The organism is Syntrophobacter fumaroxidans MPOB, from assembly GCF_000014965.1.
Taxonomy (GTDB): Bacteria; Desulfobacterota; Syntrophobacteria; order Syntrophobacterales; family Syntrophobacteraceae; genus Syntrophobacter; species Syntrophobacter fumaroxidans.
Genome location: NC_008554.1, coordinates 4,733,345 through 4,753,562, shown reverse-complemented (window position 1 = coordinate 4,753,562; position 20,218 = coordinate 4,733,345). Strand labels below are relative to the sequence as shown.

The window sequence follows — 20,218 nt, the reverse complement described above, 5'->3', positions numbered from 1 at the left end:
CGAGCCTTCCGGTTTTTTTGACTTTTTTCCCGGACGCCGCAGGCGCCCCAGATCGAACGGTATCGATGCCCGAAGGTTTGATTGCGGTCATAAATGCTCTGCCTTATATGCTCGAGGGTTCGCTGGTCACCGTGGTCGTGGTCGTCGGCGCGATGGCGCTGGGTCTCGTTCTGGGAATTCCTTTCGCCGTCGGCCAGGTATACGGCGGGCCCGGCGTGCGCCTCGCAATCGCAGCCTATGTCTGGTTCTTTCGCGGAGTTCCCCTGCTCGTTCTGCTCTTCCTGTTTTATTTCGGTCTCTGTTCGCTGCTCGATTTGAACCTGTCCGCTTTCACCGTCGCCATTATCGTTCTGGGCAGCATCAGTTCGGCCTATCAGTCCCAGATTTTTCGCGGCGCGATCCTGTCGCTCCCCGAAGGCCAGCTCAAGGCGGCAAGAGCCCTGGGAATGAGCGATGCGAAGGCGGTCTTTTTCGTGATTCTGCCCCAGGCGCTTCGACTGTCGATCCCGGGCTGGTCCAACGAGTACTCCATCGTTCTGAAGGATTCGGCCGTGACCTATGCTCTCGGAGTGGCCGAAATAATGGCCAGGACCCACTTCGTGGCCACCCGGACCTATCAGCACCTGCCGCTCTACATGGCCGCCGGCGCCATCTATCTTCTGTTGACTTATGCGGGCGTGAAAGGGCTGAGGCTCCTGGAATCCAAAGTGAGGATAAAGGGCTACGGCCGCTGAGGATTTTGACCCTACCATGCAAACGGAAAACGATCCGATCCTCCTGGTTGAAAACGTCCGGAAATCCTACGGAAACCGGGACATTCTGAGAGGCGTCTCCCTTGCCATACGCAAAGGGGAACTGAAGGTGCTCATCGGCCCTTCCGGCGCGGGCAAGAGCACGCTGCTTCAATGCATCAATTTCCTGGTCGTGCCGGATCAAGGGCAGGTGTGGCTCGAAGGGCGGAAGGTGAATTTCTCGCGCAAACGCGAGCTTTACGCCTATCGGCAGCAGGTCGGAATGATCTTCCAGGATTTCAACCTGTTCGACCACCTGACGGCGCTGGACAACGTCGGGATCGGGCTGGTGCACGTCAAGGGGATGAGCAAGAAAGCCGCCGGCGAGAGAGCCATGGCCGAAATCGAACGCGTGGGTCTCAAGGCCCACGCCGGTCATTATCCCGCCCAGCTTTCCGGGGGGCAGAAGCAAAGGATATCCATCGCCAGGGCGCTTGCCATGGACCCGAAGGTGATGCTGCTCGACGAACCGACTTCGGCTCTCGACCCCGAGTTGATCGGAGAAGTGCTCGCGGTCATTAGAGACCTGGTCGCCAACGGCATGACCATGCTCATGGCAACCCATCAGATCGGGTTCTCGCGGGCGATGGCCGACGAAATCATTTTCATGGAGAACGGCGAGATCCTGGAACAGGGTCCGCCGGGCAAGATTTTCTCTTCACCGGAATGCGACAGGACCAGGGAATTCTGTTCGAAAATCACGGAACTTTACGGGGAGGCCCTCTGAGCGCGATGGAAGACCTTCTTTTCGTTCGCACCGATGTCCTGCCCGCCTTCCTGAAGGGATTGAAAGTCAGCCTTCTGCTCATCGCGCCGTCCGCTTTTTTCGGCCTGTGCATCGGCATCCTGGTGGGGGCCTGCAGGGTTTACGGGAGCCGGCTCGTCATCCTGCTGAGCGACCTCTACGTCGCCCTGTTCCGGGGTGTTCCCCTGGTGGTCCAGCTGTTTGTGTGGTACTTCGGGCTGCCGCACCTCAAAATCTATCTTTCTCCCTTTGTGGCCTCCGTGCTGGGGTTTTCATTGTGCAGCGGGGCCTACCACTCGGAATACATCCGCGGCGCCTTGCTGTCCATCCGCAAGGGACAGATGCTCGCCGCCCAGGCCCTCGGCTTTTCGAAGCTGCGCATGGTGCTCTCCGTCATCCTGCCCCAGGCGCTGCGCCGAGCCCTTCCCGGCTGCGGAAACGAAATCATTTACCTCATCAAGTATTCGTCCCTGGCCTACATGGTCACTTGCATCGAGCTGACCGGAGAGGCGAAGATCCTCGCTTCGCACTCGTTCAAATACACCATCGTCTTCTTGAGTGTCGGAATCGTGTACCTGTTCCTCGTGTCCCTGGCGAGCTGGCTGCTCCATCACATCGAGGACAAGGTGTCTCTGCCTGGATTCGAACAGCACAGGACTTGATTTGAACGCCACAGATCTCCCCTATGGCCCCATAACGCCCGAAATCATCGATCTCATCCGCAAGGCGGCCGGGAGCGATGCGCTGGTCGTCGACCCTGAAAAACTGAAGGATTTCGGCAGTGATGCGACGGATTACCGCCGCATCCCGGAACTGGTGGTCGAAGCCACGACCGACCGGCAGGTCCAGGCCGTCATGCGCCTTGCCTCGGAACACCGGTTTCCGGTCACGCCGCGGGGGCTCGGCACCGGGCTGGCCGGGGGCGCCGTGGCTCTCCGGGGAGGCGTCATTCTGTCCCTTGCCAGGATGAACCGCATCCTTTCCATCGACCGCGAAAATCTCATCGCAACCGTCGAGCCGGGCGTGGTCACCATGGATTTGAAGAAGGCCGCGATCGCCCGGGGCCTCTGCTATCCGCCGGACCCGGCCAGCCTCGACACCTGCTCCATCGGGGGCAATGCCGGGACCAATGCCGGCGGCCCATCCTGCATCAAGTACGGAACCACTCGCGATTACGTGCTCGGCCTCGAAGCCGTGCTCGCGTCGGGAGAGAAGATCCGCGCGGGCGTTCAAACCCGCAAGGGAGTGGTAGGATACGACTTGGCCCACCTGCTCGTGGGATCGGAGGGCACCCTGGGGATCATCACCCGCCTGTACTTGAAGCTCATTCCAAATCCTCCGGCCATCACCACCCTCGTTGCCCTCTTCCCGGAACTTTCCGGAGCGATGCACGCCGTCTCCACCGTGCTCGCATCCGGCTACGTTCCGTGCGCGATGGAATTCCTGGATCGGCACTGCATCGAGCTGGTCGGGGATTTGCTTCCTTTCGAGGGAGTGCGTGAGGCCGGAGCTTTCCTGCTGGTGGAAATGGACGGAGCGCCCGGCGTGATCGCCCGCGAAATCGAGGAAGTCGGGGGAATCTGCATGGAGTGCGGGGCGGCCGACGCCCTGCTCGCTCCCGATTCGCAGAAACGCGCGCAGATGTGGGAGGTGCGCAAGCAGGTGTCGCTGCGCATCGAGCACAATTCCCCCCTCTACATCCCCGAGGACGTGGTCGTGCCCATCGGCCGCATCGCGGAATTCGTGGAGGGGCTGCCCGAGATCGAGCGGCTGTACGGCATGAAAATCTATTCCTTCGGTCACGCGGGAGACGGCAACATTCACCTGAACATCACCGCGGATACGCGCGACCGCGCGCAACGGGTGGAGGAAGGAATACGCGCCGCGCTGGAGAGGGTCCTGTCGATGGGGGGAACGATCTCCGGCGAACACGGGATCGGCATCGCCAAGATGCGTTTTCTTCCGATGGAGCTCTCCCCCGAGAGCATCCGGATTCAGGAGGGGATCAAGAAGGTGTTCGATCCCCTGATGATCCTGAATCCGGGAAAAATATTTCCTCAGGAGCGTGAAACGTGATGATGAACAGCGGTTCCAGATCGGCGCTGGTGGCCTCGGGGAAAAAATACCGAACGCGCGGGATCAGCCGGCGGGTGAGCCGGATCACCATATCCGCCATCAAGGAAATGCCGCTTCTCGCCAGCAGGATCGGCGGCTGCGTGTCGCTCGGCCAGGGCATTCCGTCTTTTCCGACTCCCGGGCACATTGTGGAAGCCGTCTGCCGGGCGTTGCGCGACGACCCCGACAGCGGCAAGTACACCCTCGGCCCCGGAATGTCGGAATTGCGCCAAGCGGTGGCGCGCGACCTGGGGGCGCGGGGAATCGAGGCCGATCCGGACCGGGAGATCTGCATCACGGTGGGAGCCATGGAGGCTCTCTCCGAGGCGGTGCTCACCGTGGTGGAGCGCGGCGACGAGGTGATCCTGCCCTCTCCCAACTATGCTTCCCACATCGAACAGGTCCTCCTGGCGGAAGGGGTCCCCGTTTTCGTACCCCTGACCCGGGAGGACTGGCAACTCGACGTGGAATCGATCCGCAATGCGGTCACCCCCCGGACCAAAGCGATCGTCCTTTGCAACCCGCACAATCCGACCGGGGCCAATTTCGCCGAAGCGGATCTGCGCGCCCTGGCACAGATTGCCCTCGAAAACGACCTGTTCGTCATCTCCGACGAAACCTACGACTTCCTGGTCTATGACGGGCAGAGGTGCTTCAGCCTGAGCACCCTGCCGGAGCTCCGGGGTCGGATCATCGCCACTTTCAGTTTCTCCAAGAAATACGCCATGACCGGTTGGAGGGTCGGGTACGTGTATGCGTCGGAGGAAATCCTGGACCAGATGATGAAGATCCACGACGCCATGTCCATCTGCGCTCCCACCGTGTCCCAGTTGGCAGCCCTGGCGGCCTTGCAGGGGCCCCAGGACTGCGTGGAACAAATACGGGCCGCGCTGACCCGGCGCAGGGACCTCATCTGCGCCCGCCTGGACCGTCTCCCGGACGCATTCGGCTACGTGAAACCGCGTGGGGCGTACTACCTCATGGCACGGTACCGATTCCCCGGCACGGATTCCATGACCTTCGCGCTGCGCCTGCTCCACGAGGCCAGGGTCATCGGCATTCCCGGCGCCGCTTTCGGCCCGGACGGGGAAAATCACATCCGCTTTTCGTTTGGAGGCGCCGAAGAGCAGATCGAGGAGGCTTTCGATCGCATGGAACGCTGGTTTGCCGGATCTCCTTTTTCCCGCTGATCGTTTTACTGACCGCTCCTCTTCACCCGATTCGAGCCTGCCTGCCGTATCCGCATGTGCGGCGTCGCCGAAGGTGCCGGACGCATACGCGCCAGAGAAGGCGGAACGGGGCGAACGGTTGCTCGATAAGGCGTTGATGCCGCCCTCATGAATGGAGTCTCACACGGATGACCGAATGGGGCGGACCGGGACAACGAGTATGAATGGAGAATGGATCGGGATAGACGTCGCCTGCGGTCCGGATGTCGCGGACGACGTGGCGGCGGAGCTTGCCGGGACGTTCGGGGTGAGCGTGGAGTTCCGGAGCACGGGCATCCGGTTCTACCTGGACGCCGGCAGTGCGCCGCACGACTGGCGAACCACGCTTGAAGGCATCCTTCGGGAGATGGGTACGCGTCGGTTTCCGGGAGCGTCCTTCCCGTATTCGGTATCCACCCTGGCGGGAGACGACTGGGCGGACGGCTGGAAGGCGTACTTCAAACCGCTCCGAGTGGGAAAGCACCTGGTGGTCTGTCCCACCTGGGAGGAATTCGCGCCGGATGCCGGGGACAGGATCATCCGCATGGATCCCGGCAGGGCATTCGGCACGGGACAGCACGAAACCACGAGATTGTGCCTCGAGTGGCTGGAAGACCGGGCGTTGCAGGCTCTGCCGTCCGCGCCGGGTTCCCTCCTGGACGTGGGAACCGGCTCGGGAATCCTCGCCGTTGCGGCCGCGCTGCTCGGCTTTCATCCCGTGCAGGCCGTTGACGATGATCCCGAAGCCGTCGAAGTGGCCGCGGAAAACATCGCGCTGAACGGAATGGAGTCCGCGATCGAATTGCTCGCAGGCACGGCCCGGCAGGCCAGCGGCGCGTTCGACGTCGTCATCGCCAATATCCAGGCGATTCCGCTCGTCGGAATGGCTTCGGAGCTCGTGAGGCTGACCGCGCCCGCGGGCCTGGCGGCGTTGAGCGGCATCCTGGTCGAACAGGGGGAGGTTGTGAAGAGCGCCTACCGAGACCTGGGGCTCCTGCCGCGAAAGATGCGAACAGCCGGTGAATGGTGTTTGCTGGAATTCAAGAAACCATAAAAGGAATGGAACATGACGGATCACAGGGGAAATGGGACGTGGATCGATTTGGACCGGGATCGTAACCTGGTGGTGCCGCCCGACCCGATCATCGGGTTCATCGAGGGCGACGGCATCGGACCCGATATCTGGGCCGCCACCCGACTGGTGCTGGAGTCCGCGGTCCGGAGGGCCTACGGCGGGTCGAAACGGATCCGCTGGCATGAGCTTGCAGCCGGCGAGAAGGCCCTCGCGGCCGTCGGCGAGCCCCTCCCCCAAATCACGTTCGACGAAATCCGCAAGTGCGTGGTGGCCATCAAGGGGCCGCTCACCACTCCGGTCGGCAAGGGATTTCGCAGCCTCAACGTCACATTGAGGCAGGTGTTGAACCTCTACGCCTGCGTTCGGCCAGTGCGGTATTTCCCGGGATTGCCCTCCCCGGTCAAGCACCCCGAAAAGGTGAACATGATCGTGTTCCGCGAAAACACCGAAGACGTTTACGCCGGAATCGAATGGGCGTCGGGATCGAAGGAGGCCCGCCGCCTGGAAGCCATCCTGAAGGAGGAGTTCAAGGTTTCGCTGCCCCCGGATTCGGGCATCGGCATCAAGCCCATCAGCCGCGCGGGAACCCAGCGTTTGGTACGGCGGGCGATCCGGTACGCCATCGAAAACGGGTTGCCTTCGGTCACGCTGGTCCACAAGGGCAATATCATGAAGTACACCGAAGGGGCGTTCAGGAACTGGGGCTACGAGCTGGCCGCCACGGAATTCGCCGATCTCGCGGTGACCGAGACCGACCTGGAGCAGAAGCACGGCGGGCACGTCCCGGAGGGCAAGGTGGTCATCAAGGACCGCATGGCCGATTCCATGTTCCAGCAGGTGCTCCTGCGCCCCGAGGAATACAGTGTCATCGCGACTCCGAACCTTGACGGCGATTACCTTTCGGACGCTCTGGCCGCGCAGGTCGGAGGGCTCGGCATGGCCCCCGGCGCAAACATCGGCGACGAATGCGCGGTCTTCGAAGCCACGCACGGGAGCGCTCCCAAGTACGCGGGTCTGGACAAGGTCAACCCCGGTTCACTCATCCTTTCGGGCGTCATGATGCTCGAGCACATCGGCTGGCGGGAAGCGGGGAAGCTGATCGAGGATGCGCTTACGCGCACCATCCAGGCGGGTGTGGTGACCTACGACCTCGCCCGACAGATGGACGGGGCCAGGGAAGTCAGGTGCTCGGAGTTCGCCCGGGCCGTCGTGGAGCGCATGGATTAGGGCCGTGGCGGGCATTGGCGTTTTCATTGAGAATCCCGCAACGGAAGGGATGCAGACGGCCTGAGCGACCCCGATTTTGCCGGGGCGGGTTTCACATTCGGGAACCATCCCAGGCTCCAAGGTGGGAAGACCGGAAGCGGACTTGTTGTGCGGCGGGTTCCCCGCCGTCCCCGGCGGATGGAGGGTCGTTCCGGTGCACGGCCATGAGCCGGGGGCACACCGGTGCGGGATGAACATGCGCCGTCGTTCCCGCGAAACCCGGAATCCGGATTCTGTGACCGGTCTTCCGGAAGGTTCGACGGAACACGCCGGACGCCGGACTTCGCCGGCACGGCACCCGGTCGGAACGCATTTGCATGAAAGTGCCCTCGGTGCGAGGGGTCTTCATGCTTCGTTGTGAGCCCCCGGTTCCTGGAGATTTGTGAAAAGTGTAGGTTTGACCCCACTTGGCTTGGCCCTGCTCGACCTTTTCCTGCCGCGCCGCTGCGCCGGATGCCGGAATACCTGGTTGCGCTCCCAGGAAGGCTTCTGGTGCGAACGGTGCCGCGCCGAGCTGCCCTGGATCACCCACCCGCTCTGCCCCCGGTGCGGGCGCCCGTACCCCGGGAGCCCCGCTTCTCCCGATCATCGGTGCGGCGACTGTTTGCTCGGCGCCTATCCTTTTGATTCCGCCCGTTCGGCGACCCTCTACACCGGCGTGGTGCGGGACCGGATCCACCAGCTGAAATTCGGATGCCAGGTCGAATGGGCGCCCGCCCTGACGGAGCTCCTGCTCGATGCCTGGGGCAGAGCGCCGTTGCCGGAGGTCCGGCTCATCCTGCCCGTCCCCCTCCACCTGAAGCGGCTGCAGGAACGAGGATTCAACCAGTCGGGACTCCTCGCCAAGACCCTGGCAAAGCGGCTCGGGTTGCCGTTCTCTCACGATTTGCTGCGCCGAGAGCGCTGGACGGAGCCCCAGACCCGTTTGAGCCGCCAGGAACGGCTGACCAACGTCAAAAACGCTTTCCGCGTGAAGGATGAAACGCGAGTGGAAGGGAAATCGATCCTCATCGTGGACGACGTTTTCACGACGGGCACGACCTTGAGCGAATGCGCGAGGGCGCTCAAGAAGGGCGGCGCGGCGTCGGTGCACGCCCTCACGGTGGCGCGGGCGCTGCCGGACGGGAACTCATCAAGCCAAGGGCTTCACAACGGAGAATGAGAGGGAGACGACGCTGTGGCCGGGGAGTCCTCTGTGAATCCGGTCAATCTGCATCAAAGCCGATCTTGCCCCCAGGGTTGTGCGGGGGCTGGTTGAATACCCCCCGTGGGTGGCGTGCAGCCCCTTCTGCACATTACGTAAAAGGTTTGCACCAGGAGCCTGCCGGTCATCTCCTTCCATGCAAGCAAAGCCAGGCATCATCCCGCGTCAGAGGAGAGAACCGTGCTGTTTGCGAGTGAGACTGCCGGAGAATACTTTTCTCCACGTCCCCCCCGAACGCCGCGTCTCAGCTGCGAAGTGCCGCGAGGGCATCATTGATACGCCAGGCCTGTGCCTCAGTGATCAGGTTTCCCAGAGCGGCCCGGTATCGGGGATGGTCCACGCCGGACAAGATATACTGCCACCGGTACGCATTGAGAACGCCCGCCCTTATAATCTCGGCTTCTTCTGCATGCAGAGTGACCCCGCCTGCTCCAAGGAAGTACTCCAGGTCCGCCGCGCTTTGCGACTGCAGTATGCCGTCCACTGCGCCCACAAGTCCGATCAGTTCATCGATGGAACGCTCCCGCTCCTCCGGGGTCAGTTTCTTATCTTCGCGGGGCCACTCCAGTTCATCCATGATGGCGTGGGTGGTCTCCTCCTTCCAGTGGAACTGGAAGATGTCCCGGTAGAGCTCCGAGAGGTCCTCATCGGGCTCGATGCTCTGTTTGTAGTGCTCCTGGGTGAAGAGCTCGATCTCAAGGATCAGTCCCAGTACGGCCCATGTTGAGTTTTCCAGAACTGCGGCTGCGACCTGGTTCGGATCGGAAAGGAAGCGATACCCGGGGGGCATGCCGGAAGCAATCATCGGCTCAATCCTTCTGAACAGCTCCTGATGTTTGAGCTCCTCGTCACAGAAGCGTATGAGAGCTTCAAGCGCGACCTGATCGTCAAGCCAGTGGTCACGGGTGATCTCAAGGATCTTGGCAACGATGAATCGCTCGACAAATCCAAACATGTTGGCATAGGTCCTGCCCTGGATCTGACTAAGGAACCTCTTTTGGTCCTGGCTCAAAAAATCGAGTCGATCGACCTTGGAGATGCCGTCGGGGAGGAATTTTTTGGAAAAGTCGAACTCTCTCTGCCGGATCACATCCTTGTCTATGTCCCAGCGCACCCGTTTTGAGACTTCGATGCATTTGGCGTAGTCGTGTTGTCGCATCACTGTCTCCTCTATGAAATATTGTTTGGCTGGCTGTCGAAGCCTCCTGAATCCCTGGCACAGCTCCGCTTCTGCAACCCCCTAATCTCCTTCAGGGTGCCACCTGGTCATGTGCTGAGCATGAGTCGACAGATAGGCGCCAGGCTTGTAGAAGGTGTCATAGAACTCCAGATCGAGATGATGCGCCTGAAGGTACACAACAGCAAAGATGGAAGGAGTGGTTCCCGGAAACTTGCCGAAGGTGTTACAGATGTACTGAGCCTGAAAGGCTACGCATTCACGAAATGACTCCGTGTGAACCTCGGCCGCGGAACGGACCTTGGCGGAGTTCTTCCACGGTCCCGGAGTCTGCGGGTTGAAAGGCCCTCCGGGACCGAATTTCCTTTCGCAGATCGCCTCCACAGCAGCGCGCATATCGGGATAATGTGGAGGGCAGAACCCCTCCATCACTCCTTCTAGCCCGGTCGGATTGGGGTAGGGCCAGCGCTCATCCATGTCGTACCGAAATCTCAGGCCCGGCACGGATGGATTGCCGCTTGCTCCAAGGATGCTGAAAGGATCGATTCCATTGAACATCCACCCCCCGAGCCCCATGGCCTGAAGAGTCAGGGCTCCTGCATAGCAACTGGTCGAAAGCTCCGCGGTAAGCTCGGCTAAGGACATCTGCTCTACAAAAGTAAGGGGCCAGCAGTTGTTCACATCGACAATATCTTTGAATTTCTCGATTCCGGGGATAGACTTTTTGTTGATGTCATCAGTTACGACGAGGCCATTCTGAAGCATGTAACAGAGATTGAGGAGAGTGTGCTGGGCAAGGTCCCCTACCGGAATCACGAGAAGTGTTCCCGGATGATTGACCACCCAAGTGTTGTGAGCTTCCACATACGGTACTTCAGGTGGGAGTAGCATGCGCCCATCTTCCAGCCTCCGCACATGGTGTTGAAGCACTTCGAGGAGAACATCGGGCTCCAGAGAGCCATCTTCATCCCGCTCCGCAAAAGCTGGAGTGTCACGGGCGTCGAGAAGATAGACCCCTTCATCATCGGTGAAAAAAGTTCTGCTCGTATGGAACCCCGCCGAGGAAGGAAAGGTGCGCCCCCCGGCAGCGCCGGCGTAGTTTGACAGGTAAGGCGCATAGCGGGCGGCGCGGTATATCATGTAATGCCAGCTGTTGTTTCCCCCGCAGGCCATGACGACCAGGAGCTTTTCAAGCTCGGAGAGCGGCACGGCCTCATGGCGCGATTTGTAGGCAAATAGACCGTCCGGGATCTCTGCTCCCATGAAGAATCGACGGGAGCGGCGTCCAAGAATGGCATCGATCAGGCCAAATCGCTGCATGTCTATATAGCCTGGAGGAAAAGCAAACGTTTTCATCGTGCCTCCAAGTCTTGGGAGTAAAGTCCGGGAAGCCCTGAAACAGTGGCACACGGGCAGCGGCGAATGTGTAAAACGCGCCGGGGCAGGAGGTCTTTCCCGCTCAGTTCAGCGTAATGACAGCCCCGGGAACCGGCAATGGGGGAAAAGGATTAATTCGCCAAGAGTATCACCTTATATTTGGTTCCAGCCAATGATGGGGGTCCGGTAACCCCCTTCTCCGGCGTTTCGACTTCAAGTGAAGTTTGCCTTCCAATGCGCCTCGTGGAACATTCTGCGTCCTCTGGTCCGGGGGGCCGCTTCGGAGCGGGTCTCCCAAGCCCGTCGCCACCCCGGGGAAAAAGGGATATCCCGATCGGCAACCTGTGCAACCTCTCCAACTGAAGGCAGGCTGGAATCGGCGGCTGCACAGGTTCGCGTCTCCACCGCAGGCGTATGAATCTCCACACACCGCCCGTCTCACTGATCGGCATGGCGAGGGTCCGCCGGACCATCACGATGGTGAGTCAAGCGGGGAGGCGTTCAAACTGAGATCATGCTTGACATCCTCCGGCGTTGTTGTTTAATTGCAAGTCATTCTTAATTACATGCGGCATTCGATTAAGCTTCGATTCTCCGATCGTTTGCGGAGACCGTCTACCAGATCGGCGACAACCCCCGAAATGGAGGAAAGCGCAAATCCAATCTTCAGCGGAAATGGAAGAAGATCGAAATCTTCCGCTCCATGTGCGGCAGGAGACACAGGGCAACGATGGAAAGAACTGAACCCGTTACGGAGTTTTCCGTGACAAAGGAGGATATCTCTCATGGCCGAAAGGATGCAGGTTTTTAAATGCGAGTTGTGTGGAAACATCATCGAGGTGCTGCACGGAGGCGCCGGGGAGTTGGTGTGCTGTGGACAGCCGATGAAAGTGTTTGTTGAGAATACGGTGGATGCGGCAAAGGAAAAACACGTTCCGGTGCTGGAGAAATCAGCGGCGGGAATCAAGGTCAAGGTGGGCGGAGTTCCCCATCCGATGGAAGAAAAACACTACATCGAGTGGGTGGAACTGATCGTGGGAGACAAGATTTACCGACAGTTCCTGAAGCCGGGCGCCCCCCCCGAGGCCGTTTTCTCCGTCGACCCGTCCGGGCCTGCTGTGGCCAGGGAATACTGCAATCTGCACGGACTGTGGAAAGGCTAGCGTTCCAGGGTTCGATAACCTGCCGCGGATAAATGCCTTCCTCGGGGCGGCCCCGACATCACATGAAAACGTGTCCACCAAATGCGTAATCATGGCAAGAGTCGGCCGGCCCCGGATCTCGAAGCTTCGGCATTGGTGAACGGGCGGCCTGCGCGTGAACGCCGGCCTTGAAGACATCGGGCTTTTGGATTACCGCGGCAAACGGGTTGTCCGGTGTTTTTTTGCTCAGGCGATTTCACCTTTGTCCGACCGACAGAGTTGACGGCGGTTGCCGTCAACTACCCCGGGCTTCAAGAAACGGGAGTGGAAATTCTCTCAATCAGCGCTAACGGTCGTTTCTCTCAAGGAACGGACAGCCCGGAATTCGGACATGGCCTCGCGGGCTGCAGCCGGTCTTCCCGCCTCGTGCTATTTCTTGACGTAGTCTCTGCAAATCGGGCAGAAATACTGGTTCGTGGAATCCACGTAGGACTTGTCCCTGCTCCTGCACCTGGGACAAAACGCAATGTCATCTTCCGGCTTCTTAAGATTCATTTGCTCTTCAGTGTCCACAGGGTCGAACGCGTGGCCGCAGAAGGGACACTCCCCCGCGTCATGCGGTAACTTTTCAGCACATCCCGGACACTTTTTCATCTTTTCCTCCGTCGAACCGCCACCGCGGGGATTCCATCCGCCCGAGCGTCGGGAATGCGGCTGAGTGCCGGTCAAAAACCTTTGCCCGGACTCCTCCCACTCAAAAGGGTGAGACGGGGCCCCATCGCAGGCGCGCCCCGGTGCCCGGATCGTCTCAACCCATGATAAGAAGACGACATTCCCACGCAGGGTGAATTCGGAGTGGATACTCCCGACCCGGGTTTTCGCCGGGGCGACGGACGCACTTTCACAGGAAAGCCGCAATCCGGGCCCACCTGGATGCCGGCGTTTGCGGGCATCGCGGCCGTATTCTACCACAATCGATGTATCGCTACGGCCAAAATGGAATCGGGAATGGAGAAGTGCGGAAAATGCGGACGGCCCGGACGATCGCGACTCATCCTCAACGCCCCGAACGTTTCCAATCCCCGTCGAATCACCAGAAACACCGTGAATCCATGAGCCGTATTCATGAATCTCCGAATCGTGACCTTTCACTCAATGAACCGCGAGCCGGGCGTCAAGACTGCACTGCAAAGCCAGGATCGACAAATCACCCTATATCTTATTGAAATTTATGATAAATAGATTCCGTTGAGTCAAATTTGGTCCAGGGCGGCTGATTTTTTCTCATTCTTCGGTGACTATTCACACCCCGCGTTTGTATATCCAGACAAGCCGTTCACAAACGGGAACACGGCAACCGGGTCAACCATGTTGAGCAGAAATCCGTGCTGCAGGCCGGTTTTCGTTGCGGCGCGTCAAGAATGTCGAGGCCGTTTGGGGTAATCTGCACTGAACTGTGGAAAGGAGAAGGCGTATGTTGCACAGGAAAGCGGCAAAGAAGTTTGGGTTGGTCCTGATTCTGGGGTTCCTGGTGGGTACCGTTGCGATGGCGGCGCCGGCCCTGGCGGGATGCGTGGTTGTGGACACCGGGACCGGCACCGGAGTGGTGGTGAGCTGTCGCGACGGCCAGGGGCTGACCGTGAAGATCGGCGACGACCTGGTAAAGCTGGTCGGATTGGGCCCGGTCTGGTTCTGGGAGGCGGTCGGTTACGAGCGACCCGACGTCGGGGATGAGGTCACGGTTTGGTGGAACGTGGTGCAGTGCAATGAGGTTAAGCAGAACGTGCTGACGGCCCTGGATTACAATGTAGAGGACGCCATTCCGGCGCTCGAACTGCGCGACGAAAACAATCTGCCCCTCTGGAACCTTGCCAAGCGCCAGATCACGCATCAACAACGATTGGCCTACCAGCACCGGACGGGGCGGACGAAGTAAGCTGCCCCGATTGCATCGTGTTGTTCGAGGTTGATCGAGGGCACCCCGCGGAGGGTGCCCTGTCTTTTCCGGGCGGGGGTGAGGGCCCGGCGCCCCCACTCAGGCCAAGCAGATGCGTAACGGGGGCTTGCCGCATTTCATTGCCCGCGAGGAGAAAAAATCAGCGTTCTATTCCTTTCGAGTGTAAGCTATGATTGACGTCGGCGTAGACGGTCAAGACGGCGTGCCGTCATTTTTCCCGGTGGCTTGAGCGGCCGCCGGGAAGATACCCATTGAGTGATTGGAACCTTCCCGGCTGCGAATATAAAGGTCATTTCCATGCGGAACCGGTTCATCCCGGCGGTGATTGCAGCCCTGTTGCTTCCGGTGTTCCTCGCCCATTGCACTCCTGCATTAGTGCAGAGTGGGCCTGAAAACCAGAATATACCCGTTCGTTTTATCCTCATCGCCCCGGGAGCGGGAAGCGTCTGCGTCGCGGGCAGCTTCAACGGCTGGTCCAGGCAGTCCCACTGCATGAGGCGCGAGGGAAGCGCATGGACGGTTTCGGTCCGATTGCCCCCCGGTCGCTACGAATATGCCTTCGTGCTCGACGGGAAGACCTGGCAGGCGGACCCCGGCGCGACTCTGTCGGAGGAGAGCGGCTTCGGCAGGAAGAATTCCATTTTGATCGTCGAATAACTGGTGACGGGTATGCGACTCGATTTGTATATCTTTATGAACGGCGTCTACCCGGAGGAGAGATCAGGGCCTGACCATGGACCGGGACAGCGACTATCAGGTGGTTGCCTCCGTTCTTGCGGGGGATACGGAAGCCTATGCCGTTCTGGTAAAGCGTTATCAGAAGCCCATATACAACCTGATGTATCGCATGACCGGTTCCTGCGAAGATGCATTGGACCTGGCACAGGAAACTTTCATCAAGGCCTATGCGTCGCTGCACAGGTTTCGGGAAGGGGGCAGGTTTTTCCCCTGGCTGTACAGCATCGGATTGAATCACTCGAGGAACTTCCTGCGTCGCAACAAGGCGCGTCAGACCCTCGACGTTGAAGATTGCGATCCGGGCTCCGGGTTGGACTATCCCGGCCAGGAGGAGGACAGGCTGTGTGCCCGATTGGACAGCATGGGCGTCCGCAGGGCGCTCGACCGGCTCCCCGTTGATTACCGTGAGGCCCTGATGCTCCGGTATCACCAGGAACTCTCGATGGAGGAGATTGCCGCCGCATTGCGGATTTCTTTGAGTGGCGCAAAGATGAGGGTCCATCGGGGATTGGAGAAATTGCGCGAGTTGCTGGAGAATGACCGTGATGGTGAAAGATAGAGGCACCGTTGAGCCGATTGTTCCCGATGACGGCCACGATGTCCGTCTGCGCCGGGAAAGCAGTGACCGGGGAGAGTCCGTTGTGGAGCATCCTCCTGCTGAAGACCGTGTCATGCAGCACCTCAAGGAAGCGATCCGTCGCATGCCGGACATCGATCCTCCGGACCTCCTGCTCGAATCCGTCATGCACTCCGTCAGAACCGGGCGACTCCCTCTTCGGACCCGGATAATGAGATGGGCCGGATCGCCCCGTTCGATCACGTTCACCCCCCTGCGCGTGGCCCCAGTGGCCGCGGTGTTGGTCGCCGTGTGCCTTGCCCTCGCATTTCACGTTTTCAGGAATGAAAAGGCCCCCCTTGCCGTGCGGGGAGATCGAGTGCAGGTAGTGCTGGCCCTGCGGTCCCCGGAGGCACGGAGCGTCGCGGTGATGGGCTCCTTCAACGGGTGGCGCGCCGAACCATGCGAACCGCGGACCGTCGACGGGGAAACACGCTGGACGGTCACGCTGCAGCTTCCGTCCGGTCGGTACGAATACGCCTTCGTGGTGGACGGCAAGAAGATCATCCCCGACCCCGGCGCGGGCCTCCATGAAGAAGACGGCTTTGGAAATCACAACGCAGTCCTGCTCGTAGGATACGGAAATGGGAATTCGATTTAGGAATCTCACCCTGGGCCTGACACTTTTGCTCGTTCTCCTCTGCGGCGCACATCCCGCGAGGGTCCAAGGGGCGGGTATCGACCTCGCGGGCACCCTGCGGGAGGGGGAGGCCGCGGGTGTTCATCCGGCTACATTGAACCGTTTGCTGGCGCTCGGGTATGAGCATGCCTTCGATCCGGCGCAGGTTGAAAAGCTTCTGCGAGTGCTGATCGCAACGCAAAAGGAGGGATTTCCCCCACAGCCGTTCGTGAGCAAGATCGAGGAGGGAATCGCCAAGGGCGTGGCTCCGGCGAGAATCGTACAAGTCCTGGAAAAGAAGCTGGATGATTATCGCTTCAGCCGGTCCCTGATCGCAAGCCGCCCGGAAGGGCGAGAATCTCAGGGGACCCGGGTTTCCATGGAATACCATGTCCGATTGGCGGAGCTTCTCAATGCAGGACTGACCATGGAAGACCTCCGGCAATTGTCCGGCTCCGCTCCCACCGCACCTTTACCCGTGCTGATCCGCAGCGCGGAACTGCTCGCCTCTTTGAAGCAGGTTCGCTTCAATGACGGCCTGGCCGCGCAGATTGTTTCCTCGGGTCTGCAGCGCAATTATTTCACGGCGGAACAGGCCGATTTCGGACGTATCCTCTCCACTGCCAGAAGCAAAGGGACTCCCGACGAGGAGATCACCGCGGCCGCGCTGGCCGTCATCCAAAGCAATGCCCCGGCAAGCCGGCTTTCATCCCTGCTGAGCGTTACAGCAGCTGACCTTGGAGCCAGGGGACCCCAGGTGGGAGGCTCGCGCGCGGGAACCGGTGTCGGCGCTCCGGGGTCCGGGCACGGTCCCGGGGGACCATCGGGCGCTGGACACGGTGGACCTGGTGGCTCCGCCGGTGGCGGTGGCGGCGGCGGTGGCGGTGGCGGCGGCGGTGGCGGTGGCGGCGGCGGTGGCGGTGGCGGCGGCGGCGGCGGTGGCGGTGGCGGTGGCGGCGGCGGCGGCCGTTGAGCAACCGTGTGAGTGCCGCTCTCCTCCCGTGCCTTGTGGCAAGATGCTCCAAACCGGCCCATTTTCGAGCTTCGTTTTTAGCCCTCGGCTCATGGCGGTTTGTGGGCGCAAGCCGTTGAGATGAACCGGCCGTGACCGGTCGGCCTTCAGCAAGACGACGCTTTCAACTGAAGCGACGGCTGGGTGCCCTGAAACCGCAAAAACCACTTCCACCGACCTTTCCTTTGCGTTTCCCATCGGGATATTCGAAGATTGCATCTGACCTTTTGCGCGTCTCAGAAGTTTTTCGGCGGATTGGTGAAAATCATTCGGCCTCCACCCTGAAGCGAACTCCCACCGTCGAGCGCGCGGCGGGAATGTCCGTCGCGAAGCGGGATGTCAAGAAAGCTCCGGGAAATACGCCGTCCCCTGCACTGCAGCCAGTGATTCACAGGCCCGCGATGCGGGTCGGAATCAGAACAGTGGAAGTTGAGACGGCGGTCTGACTCTCTCCACTCCATCCAACTCGTTGCCCCACTGCGACCAGTTCTTTTTGCGGTGCCGGGCGAAGAGCTCAAGGTACGGCCCGGGGCTGCAGCGTTCTATGATGGCGTAGAGCTCCTCGGGCTTTCTCGAATGTTCCCGCTTTCGGCTCTGAATGATGTTGACCTGCGTTCTCCCGGGGGCATGGGTGCGCAGGCTGCCGCGCACGCCGAAAAGCACCAGTTCCGTCACGTTCCGGAAATAGAAGCCGACGCCCCTTCCGTCCGGCCCTCCATCCTTCCTGATCTTGTACCAGACCAGGTTCGTCTTGTAGGCAAATCCCCAGGCCCTCATCACCTCGAGGCCCTCCCCCAGGAGCGCGTTGGGTACCCACAGGTAGAGGTGGCTCTGCAAAAGCGCGATGTCCTTCACGGGCAGTGCCAGGATTTCCGCGAACGTGAGGGTGCCGTAGCGCGACAGCCTTCGATGTTCGGGAGCGACCTTGCCGGTCCTGTTGGTGAAGCGCCAGGGCGGATCTGCCAAAATGGTCCCGAATCCGCCGAGATTGGCGGCGGCAAGATCGCGAGCGGGCGACGGACGGTCGAGATGGGTTTTCATATCCTCTCTCCCCCTCGGTAAGGGTTCTGCCTTCGGTACGACGCTCCCCCGGGCGGGCTCCTCCCGGAGCACTTTTCTCGACCCCGGTCACAATGGAGTCCCGGCGAAGGCCGGCCGCCCCAAAGCCATGAAAGACCCGGATTCCCGCATTGAACGAAAAACAGGGGCGGGAGGTCTCGATCCACGCGGGCACGGAACCGTTTCGCACCGTTCAAATGCTTTCGGGAATGAGCGCCCGCGCGAAGCGGACCACGTCCGACGTCTTTTCATGCTTCGTTGAAAGCGTCCGGCTCATGCCCGTTCGCGGGGATGGATGAAAGGAGCTTACCCCTTCCTGAACGGACTTCGGCGGTGATTCGCATGATATCAGAAAGTCGGAAAAGCGGGGCAACATTTGGAGCTGCCGCGCGACCGGGCCATTGGCCGTGCCGCAAGCGTTCCGGCAGCACGGAAAACGTCGGCCCACCTCTCCGGACCCCGGTGACAAAATTTGTCCATAACCTGCCACATTTTTTACCCGGCCTTGCCATTCAGGGGCGGCATGAAATGGAAACACACGAACTCGAGGTCTTCGACAGGGATTCCCGCGGCCCATTTTTGCACTTTTTGCATGCTGAAATCGGGCCATGCCTAATCCTTTCCCAACCCACGGAAACTGTCCTGATAAGGATGTAGGAACCTTCGAACTTTAGGGTCGGAGAGTCTTGCAGCTTCTCAGGAATAACGTTAACTAAAAAAAATTTAACAAATAGCGTGATTAGGCATGATTCCTGAAAGCGTTGGGAGGCGGGGCGAGAGTCAGGCCCTATACCACTGAATGGGGCGATGCTGTTTGGGGACATTTCTTCCGGGACTTGGAGTGCATCCGATGGAAAAAAAGAAAAGCTTCAGCGAGATGAGAAAATACCGGCGCCACCGTACCAACGGCAGCGCGTTGGTTGCATTTTTTACTCCGACTCATGAATTCCTCAGCCTCGGGCAGATTCTGGACATCAGCCTCGGAGGTCTGGCGATTCGATACATCGCATTGGATGAACAAACCAAGGGCTCGACCCACCTGGAGATATTCGGAGCGGTGGATTCCAACGTCCACATCGGCAAGCTGCCCTGCAAGGTCATGTACGACATCGAGTTGACGAGCGAATCCAGCGGCATGCTGAAAGTGCGCCGGTGCGGCGTGAAGTTCGGGGATCTCAGCAAAGGACAAGTCGCTGAAATCAAGTCTTTTATCGAGATTTTCGGCCTGCCTGAAGACAAATTGGGGATAATGAGCCCGACGCAAGCAAGACAAGTTGCGTCCGCATCCTGACAAAAATTGTCACTGGAAGCTCGTGGGATTGTGTCGGTCCCGGAAGTGCTGAGGTCCGATTCCGTCTCGAGGTCCGTGGAGCAGGTTCTATGGTTTGGGGAAAGAACCAGAAAGACGCAAGAAAAACCAAGAGGTTCCGGATCAACGGCAAGGCATTCGCTGCTTTTTTCAACCCATCCGAGGACTTTGTGAAGATGGGCGAAATCCTGGACATCAGCGAAGCCGGCGTCGGGCTTCGTTACGTGGGGATCAACGAGCAGACGGGTGAATCGTCACAGCTCGAGATTTTCGATTCGGACGAACAGCTGCAGGTTGGCAAGCTCCCCTGCAGGGTCGTCTATGACATGGAGCTGATCGACGAATCCCAGGGCCTGCTGAAAGTGAGGCGATGTGGCGTGCAGTTCTTCAAGCTCTCCGAGGAACAAGTGGCCGCCCTGCGAGCTTTCATCGAGACCCATAAGCTGGAGGAAGGGACCGACCCGCCTGACGGGGATGCGCAGCCCGTCGACCGCTGAATGGTCCTTCACGGCATCGAAAGGTTTGCCCCGTATGGATCGACCCTGCCTGATGCATGGCGGGGCCGCCTCCTGTCGTTTTCATATCCTTCCATTCGGAATCGTGCAATCGATTGTTCTCTTCGGCCTGCCTCCCCGCATTCATCGATAGTTGCGTTGGACATGAGCACACGCTCGTTCTATATTGCAGAAGAAGATATCATTCTTTTTGTCAAACGTTTGTTAAGCAGCTTAATGCAGCGGCGGGAATTGCCGATTACCTGATGGTGATACCAATACCGCCGATGAAAAGACGTCCCGGACCGGCAACG

Annotated in this window: 20 protein-coding genes and 1 pseudogene; 16 read left to right on the top strand and 5 right to left on the bottom strand. The window is 60.0% G+C overall.

Annotated elements, in window-relative coordinates:
- Positions 1-65 precede the first annotated feature (65 nt).
- The 8 genes from SFUM_RS20140 to SFUM_RS20100 all read left to right on the top strand — a co-directional run bounded on the left by SFUM_RS20140 (position 66) and on the right by SFUM_RS20100 (position 8,362).
- Positions 66-734 carry an amino acid ABC transporter permease gene (locus SFUM_RS20140; protein ID WP_011700687.1) on the top strand — a complete coding sequence of 223 codons (669 nt, stop codon included), beginning with the start codon at positions 66-68 and terminating at the stop codon, positions 732-734.
- A 16-nt stretch (positions 735-750) separates the two neighbouring features.
- Positions 751-1,518, top strand: coding sequence for an amino acid ABC transporter ATP-binding protein (locus tag SFUM_RS20135; RefSeq protein ID WP_011700686.1), 768 nt, complete (start codon positions 751-753; stop codon positions 1,516-1,518).
- A gap of 5 nt (positions 1,519-1,523) precedes the next feature.
- Positions 1,524-2,198, top strand: a complete 675-nt coding sequence (locus SFUM_RS20130) for an amino acid ABC transporter permease (protein ID WP_011700685.1) — start codon at positions 1,524-1,526, stop codon at positions 2,196-2,198.
- A gap of 1 nt (position 2,199) precedes the next feature.
- Positions 2,200-3,612 (top strand): FAD-binding oxidoreductase, encoded by a 1,413-nt coding sequence (locus tag SFUM_RS20125; protein WP_011700684.1) that lies wholly within the window; start codon positions 2,200-2,202, stop codon positions 3,610-3,612.
- 2 nt (positions 3,613-3,614) lie between these two features.
- Positions 3,615-4,841 (top strand): pyridoxal phosphate-dependent aminotransferase, encoded by a 1,227-nt coding sequence (locus SFUM_RS20120; RefSeq protein ID WP_049766476.1) that lies wholly within the window; start codon positions 3,615-3,617, stop codon positions 4,839-4,841.
- Between the two features lie 199 nt (positions 4,842-5,040).
- On the top strand, positions 5,041-5,913 hold the full coding sequence (prmA, locus tag SFUM_RS20115) for a 50S ribosomal protein L11 methyltransferase (protein WP_011700682.1): 873 nt from the start codon (positions 5,041-5,043) through the stop codon (positions 5,911-5,913).
- Positions 5,914-5,925: 12 nt separating this feature from the next.
- On the top strand, positions 5,926-7,161 hold the full coding sequence (icd, locus tag SFUM_RS20110; RefSeq protein ID WP_011700681.1) for an isocitrate dehydrogenase (NADP(+)): 1,236 nt from the start codon (positions 5,926-5,928) through the stop codon (positions 7,159-7,161).
- 421 nt (positions 7,162-7,582) lie between these two features.
- Positions 7,583-8,362 carry a ComFC family protein gene (locus SFUM_RS20100; RefSeq protein ID WP_011700679.1) on the top strand — a complete coding sequence of 260 codons (780 nt, stop codon included), beginning with the start codon at positions 7,583-7,585 and terminating at the stop codon, positions 8,360-8,362.
- A 286-nt stretch (positions 8,363-8,648) separates the two neighbouring features.
- Here the strand turns inward: SFUM_RS20100 and SFUM_RS20095 are convergent, their stop codons facing one another.
- On the bottom strand, positions 8,649-9,563 hold the full coding sequence (locus tag SFUM_RS20095; RefSeq protein ID WP_011700678.1) for a hypothetical protein: 915 nt from the start codon (positions 9,561-9,563) through the stop codon (positions 8,649-8,651).
- Between the two features lie 81 nt (positions 9,564-9,644).
- On the bottom strand, positions 9,645-10,937 hold the full coding sequence (locus tag SFUM_RS20090) for a hypothetical protein (RefSeq protein WP_011700677.1): 1,293 nt from the start codon (positions 10,935-10,937) through the stop codon (positions 9,645-9,647).
- 806 nt (positions 10,938-11,743) lie between these two features.
- Here SFUM_RS20090 and SFUM_RS20085 point away from each other — a divergent pair.
- A complete protein-coding gene (locus SFUM_RS20085) occupies positions 11,744-12,121 on the top strand; it encodes a desulfoferrodoxin (protein ID WP_011700676.1) in 378 nt (125 codons plus the stop codon).
- 408 nt (positions 12,122-12,529) lie between these two features.
- Here the strand turns inward: SFUM_RS20085 and SFUM_RS24035 are convergent, their stop codons facing one another.
- Both SFUM_RS24035 and SFUM_RS24175 read right to left on the bottom strand, forming a co-directional pair.
- Positions 12,530-12,655, bottom strand: a complete 126-nt coding sequence (locus tag SFUM_RS24035; protein WP_279614593.1) for a hypothetical protein — start codon at positions 12,653-12,655, stop codon at positions 12,530-12,532.
- A 30-nt stretch (positions 12,656-12,685) separates the two neighbouring features.
- A pseudogene (locus SFUM_RS24175) lies at positions 12,686-12,754 on the bottom strand (zinc ribbon domain-containing protein); the annotation flags it as partial.
- Positions 12,755-13,574: 820 nt separating this feature from the next.
- Between SFUM_RS24175 and SFUM_RS20070 the strand changes: the two are divergent.
- The 5 genes from SFUM_RS20070 to SFUM_RS23655 all read left to right on the top strand — a co-directional run bounded on the left by SFUM_RS20070 (position 13,575) and on the right by SFUM_RS23655 (position 17,003).
- Entirely contained in the window at positions 13,575-14,036 is a 462-nt protein-coding gene (locus tag SFUM_RS20070) for a hypothetical protein (protein WP_011700674.1), read from the top strand.
- 318 nt (positions 14,037-14,354) lie between these two features.
- Positions 14,355-14,714: an isoamylase early set domain-containing protein gene (locus SFUM_RS22185; RefSeq protein ID WP_011700673.1), complete on the top strand. Its 360-nt coding sequence runs from the start codon at positions 14,355-14,357 to the stop codon at positions 14,712-14,714.
- 76 nt (positions 14,715-14,790) lie between these two features.
- The gene (locus SFUM_RS20060) at positions 14,791-15,354 is read left to right on the top strand and encodes an RNA polymerase sigma factor (protein ID WP_011700672.1); all 564 of its coding nucleotides are present in this window, start codon (positions 14,791-14,793) and stop codon (positions 15,352-15,354) included.
- Positions 15,341-16,012 (top strand): glycogen-binding domain-containing protein, encoded by a 672-nt coding sequence (locus tag SFUM_RS22180; RefSeq protein ID WP_011700671.1) that lies wholly within the window; start codon positions 15,341-15,343, stop codon positions 16,010-16,012. Before SFUM_RS20060 ends, SFUM_RS22180 begins: the two co-directional genes overlap by 14 nt.
- The gene (locus SFUM_RS23655; RefSeq protein ID WP_011700670.1) at positions 15,996-17,003 is read left to right on the top strand and encodes a hypothetical protein; all 1,008 of its coding nucleotides are present in this window, start codon (positions 15,996-15,998) and stop codon (positions 17,001-17,003) included. The genes SFUM_RS22180 and SFUM_RS23655 overlap by 17 nt, the downstream gene beginning before the upstream one ends.
- Positions 17,004-17,456: 453 nt before the next feature.
- Here the strand turns inward: SFUM_RS23655 and SFUM_RS20045 are convergent, their stop codons facing one another.
- Positions 17,457-18,083, bottom strand: a complete 627-nt coding sequence (locus SFUM_RS20045) for an MT-A70 family methyltransferase (RefSeq protein ID WP_011700669.1) — start codon at positions 18,081-18,083, stop codon at positions 17,457-17,459.
- Between the two features lie 868 nt (positions 18,084-18,951).
- Here SFUM_RS20045 and SFUM_RS20040 point away from each other — a divergent pair.
- Together SFUM_RS20040 and SFUM_RS20035 are read left to right on the top strand one after the other, a co-directional pair.
- Positions 18,952-19,392, top strand: a complete 441-nt coding sequence (locus tag SFUM_RS20040; protein ID WP_011700667.1) for a PilZ domain-containing protein — start codon at positions 18,952-18,954, stop codon at positions 19,390-19,392.
- Between the two features lie 89 nt (positions 19,393-19,481).
- Positions 19,482-19,907, top strand: a complete 426-nt coding sequence (locus SFUM_RS20035) for a PilZ domain-containing protein (protein WP_011700666.1) — start codon at positions 19,482-19,484, stop codon at positions 19,905-19,907.
- The last annotated feature ends 311 nt before the right edge of the window (positions 19,908-20,218 follow it).

Excerpts from the sequence above, each read along its gene's own strand:
- SFUM_RS20140 (WP_011700687.1), top strand. The coding sequence starts at position 66 with ATGCCCGAAGGTTTGATTGCGGTCATAAATGCTCTGCCTTATATGCTC.
- SFUM_RS20135 (WP_011700686.1), top strand. The coding sequence starts at position 751 with ATGCAAACGGAAAACGATCCGATCCTCCTGGTTGAAAACGTCCGGAAA.
- SFUM_RS20130 (WP_011700685.1), top strand. The coding sequence starts at position 1,524 with ATGGAAGACCTTCTTTTCGTTCGCACCGATGTCCTGCCCGCCTTCCTG.
- SFUM_RS20120 (WP_049766476.1), top strand. The coding sequence starts at position 3,615 with ATGAACAGCGGTTCCAGATCGGCGCTGGTGGCCTCGGGGAAAAAATAC.
- prmA (WP_011700682.1), top strand. The coding sequence starts at position 5,041 with ATGAATGGAGAATGGATCGGGATAGACGTCGCCTGCGGTCCGGATGTC.
- icd (WP_011700681.1), top strand. The coding sequence starts at position 5,926 with ATGACGGATCACAGGGGAAATGGGACGTGGATCGATTTGGACCGGGAT.
- SFUM_RS20095 (WP_011700678.1), bottom strand. The coding sequence starts at position 9,563 with ATGCGACAACACGACTACGCCAAATGCATCGAAGTCTCAAAACGGGTG.
- SFUM_RS20090 (WP_011700677.1), bottom strand. The coding sequence starts at position 10,937 with ATGAAAACGTTTGCTTTTCCTCCAGGCTATATAGACATGCAGCGATTT.
- SFUM_RS20085 (WP_011700676.1), top strand. The coding sequence starts at position 11,744 with ATGGCCGAAAGGATGCAGGTTTTTAAATGCGAGTTGTGTGGAAACATC.
- SFUM_RS24035 (WP_279614593.1), bottom strand. The coding sequence starts at position 12,655 with ATGAATCTTAAGAAGCCGGAAGATGACATTGCGTTTTGTCCCAGGTGC.
- SFUM_RS20070 (WP_011700674.1), top strand. The coding sequence starts at position 13,575 with ATGTTGCACAGGAAAGCGGCAAAGAAGTTTGGGTTGGTCCTGATTCTG.
- SFUM_RS22185 (WP_011700673.1), top strand. The coding sequence starts at position 14,355 with ATGCGGAACCGGTTCATCCCGGCGGTGATTGCAGCCCTGTTGCTTCCG.
- SFUM_RS20060 (WP_011700672.1), top strand. The coding sequence starts at position 14,791 with ATGGACCGGGACAGCGACTATCAGGTGGTTGCCTCCGTTCTTGCGGGG.
- SFUM_RS22180 (WP_011700671.1), top strand. The coding sequence starts at position 15,341 with ATGGTGAAAGATAGAGGCACCGTTGAGCCGATTGTTCCCGATGACGGC.
- SFUM_RS23655 (WP_011700670.1), top strand. The coding sequence starts at position 15,996 with ATGGGAATTCGATTTAGGAATCTCACCCTGGGCCTGACACTTTTGCTC.
- SFUM_RS20045 (WP_011700669.1), bottom strand. The coding sequence starts at position 18,083 with ATGAAAACCCATCTCGACCGTCCGTCGCCCGCTCGCGATCTTGCCGCC.
- SFUM_RS20040 (WP_011700667.1), top strand. The coding sequence starts at position 18,952 with ATGGAAAAAAAGAAAAGCTTCAGCGAGATGAGAAAATACCGGCGCCAC.
- SFUM_RS20035 (WP_011700666.1), top strand. The coding sequence starts at position 19,482 with ATGGTTTGGGGAAAGAACCAGAAAGACGCAAGAAAAACCAAGAGGTTC.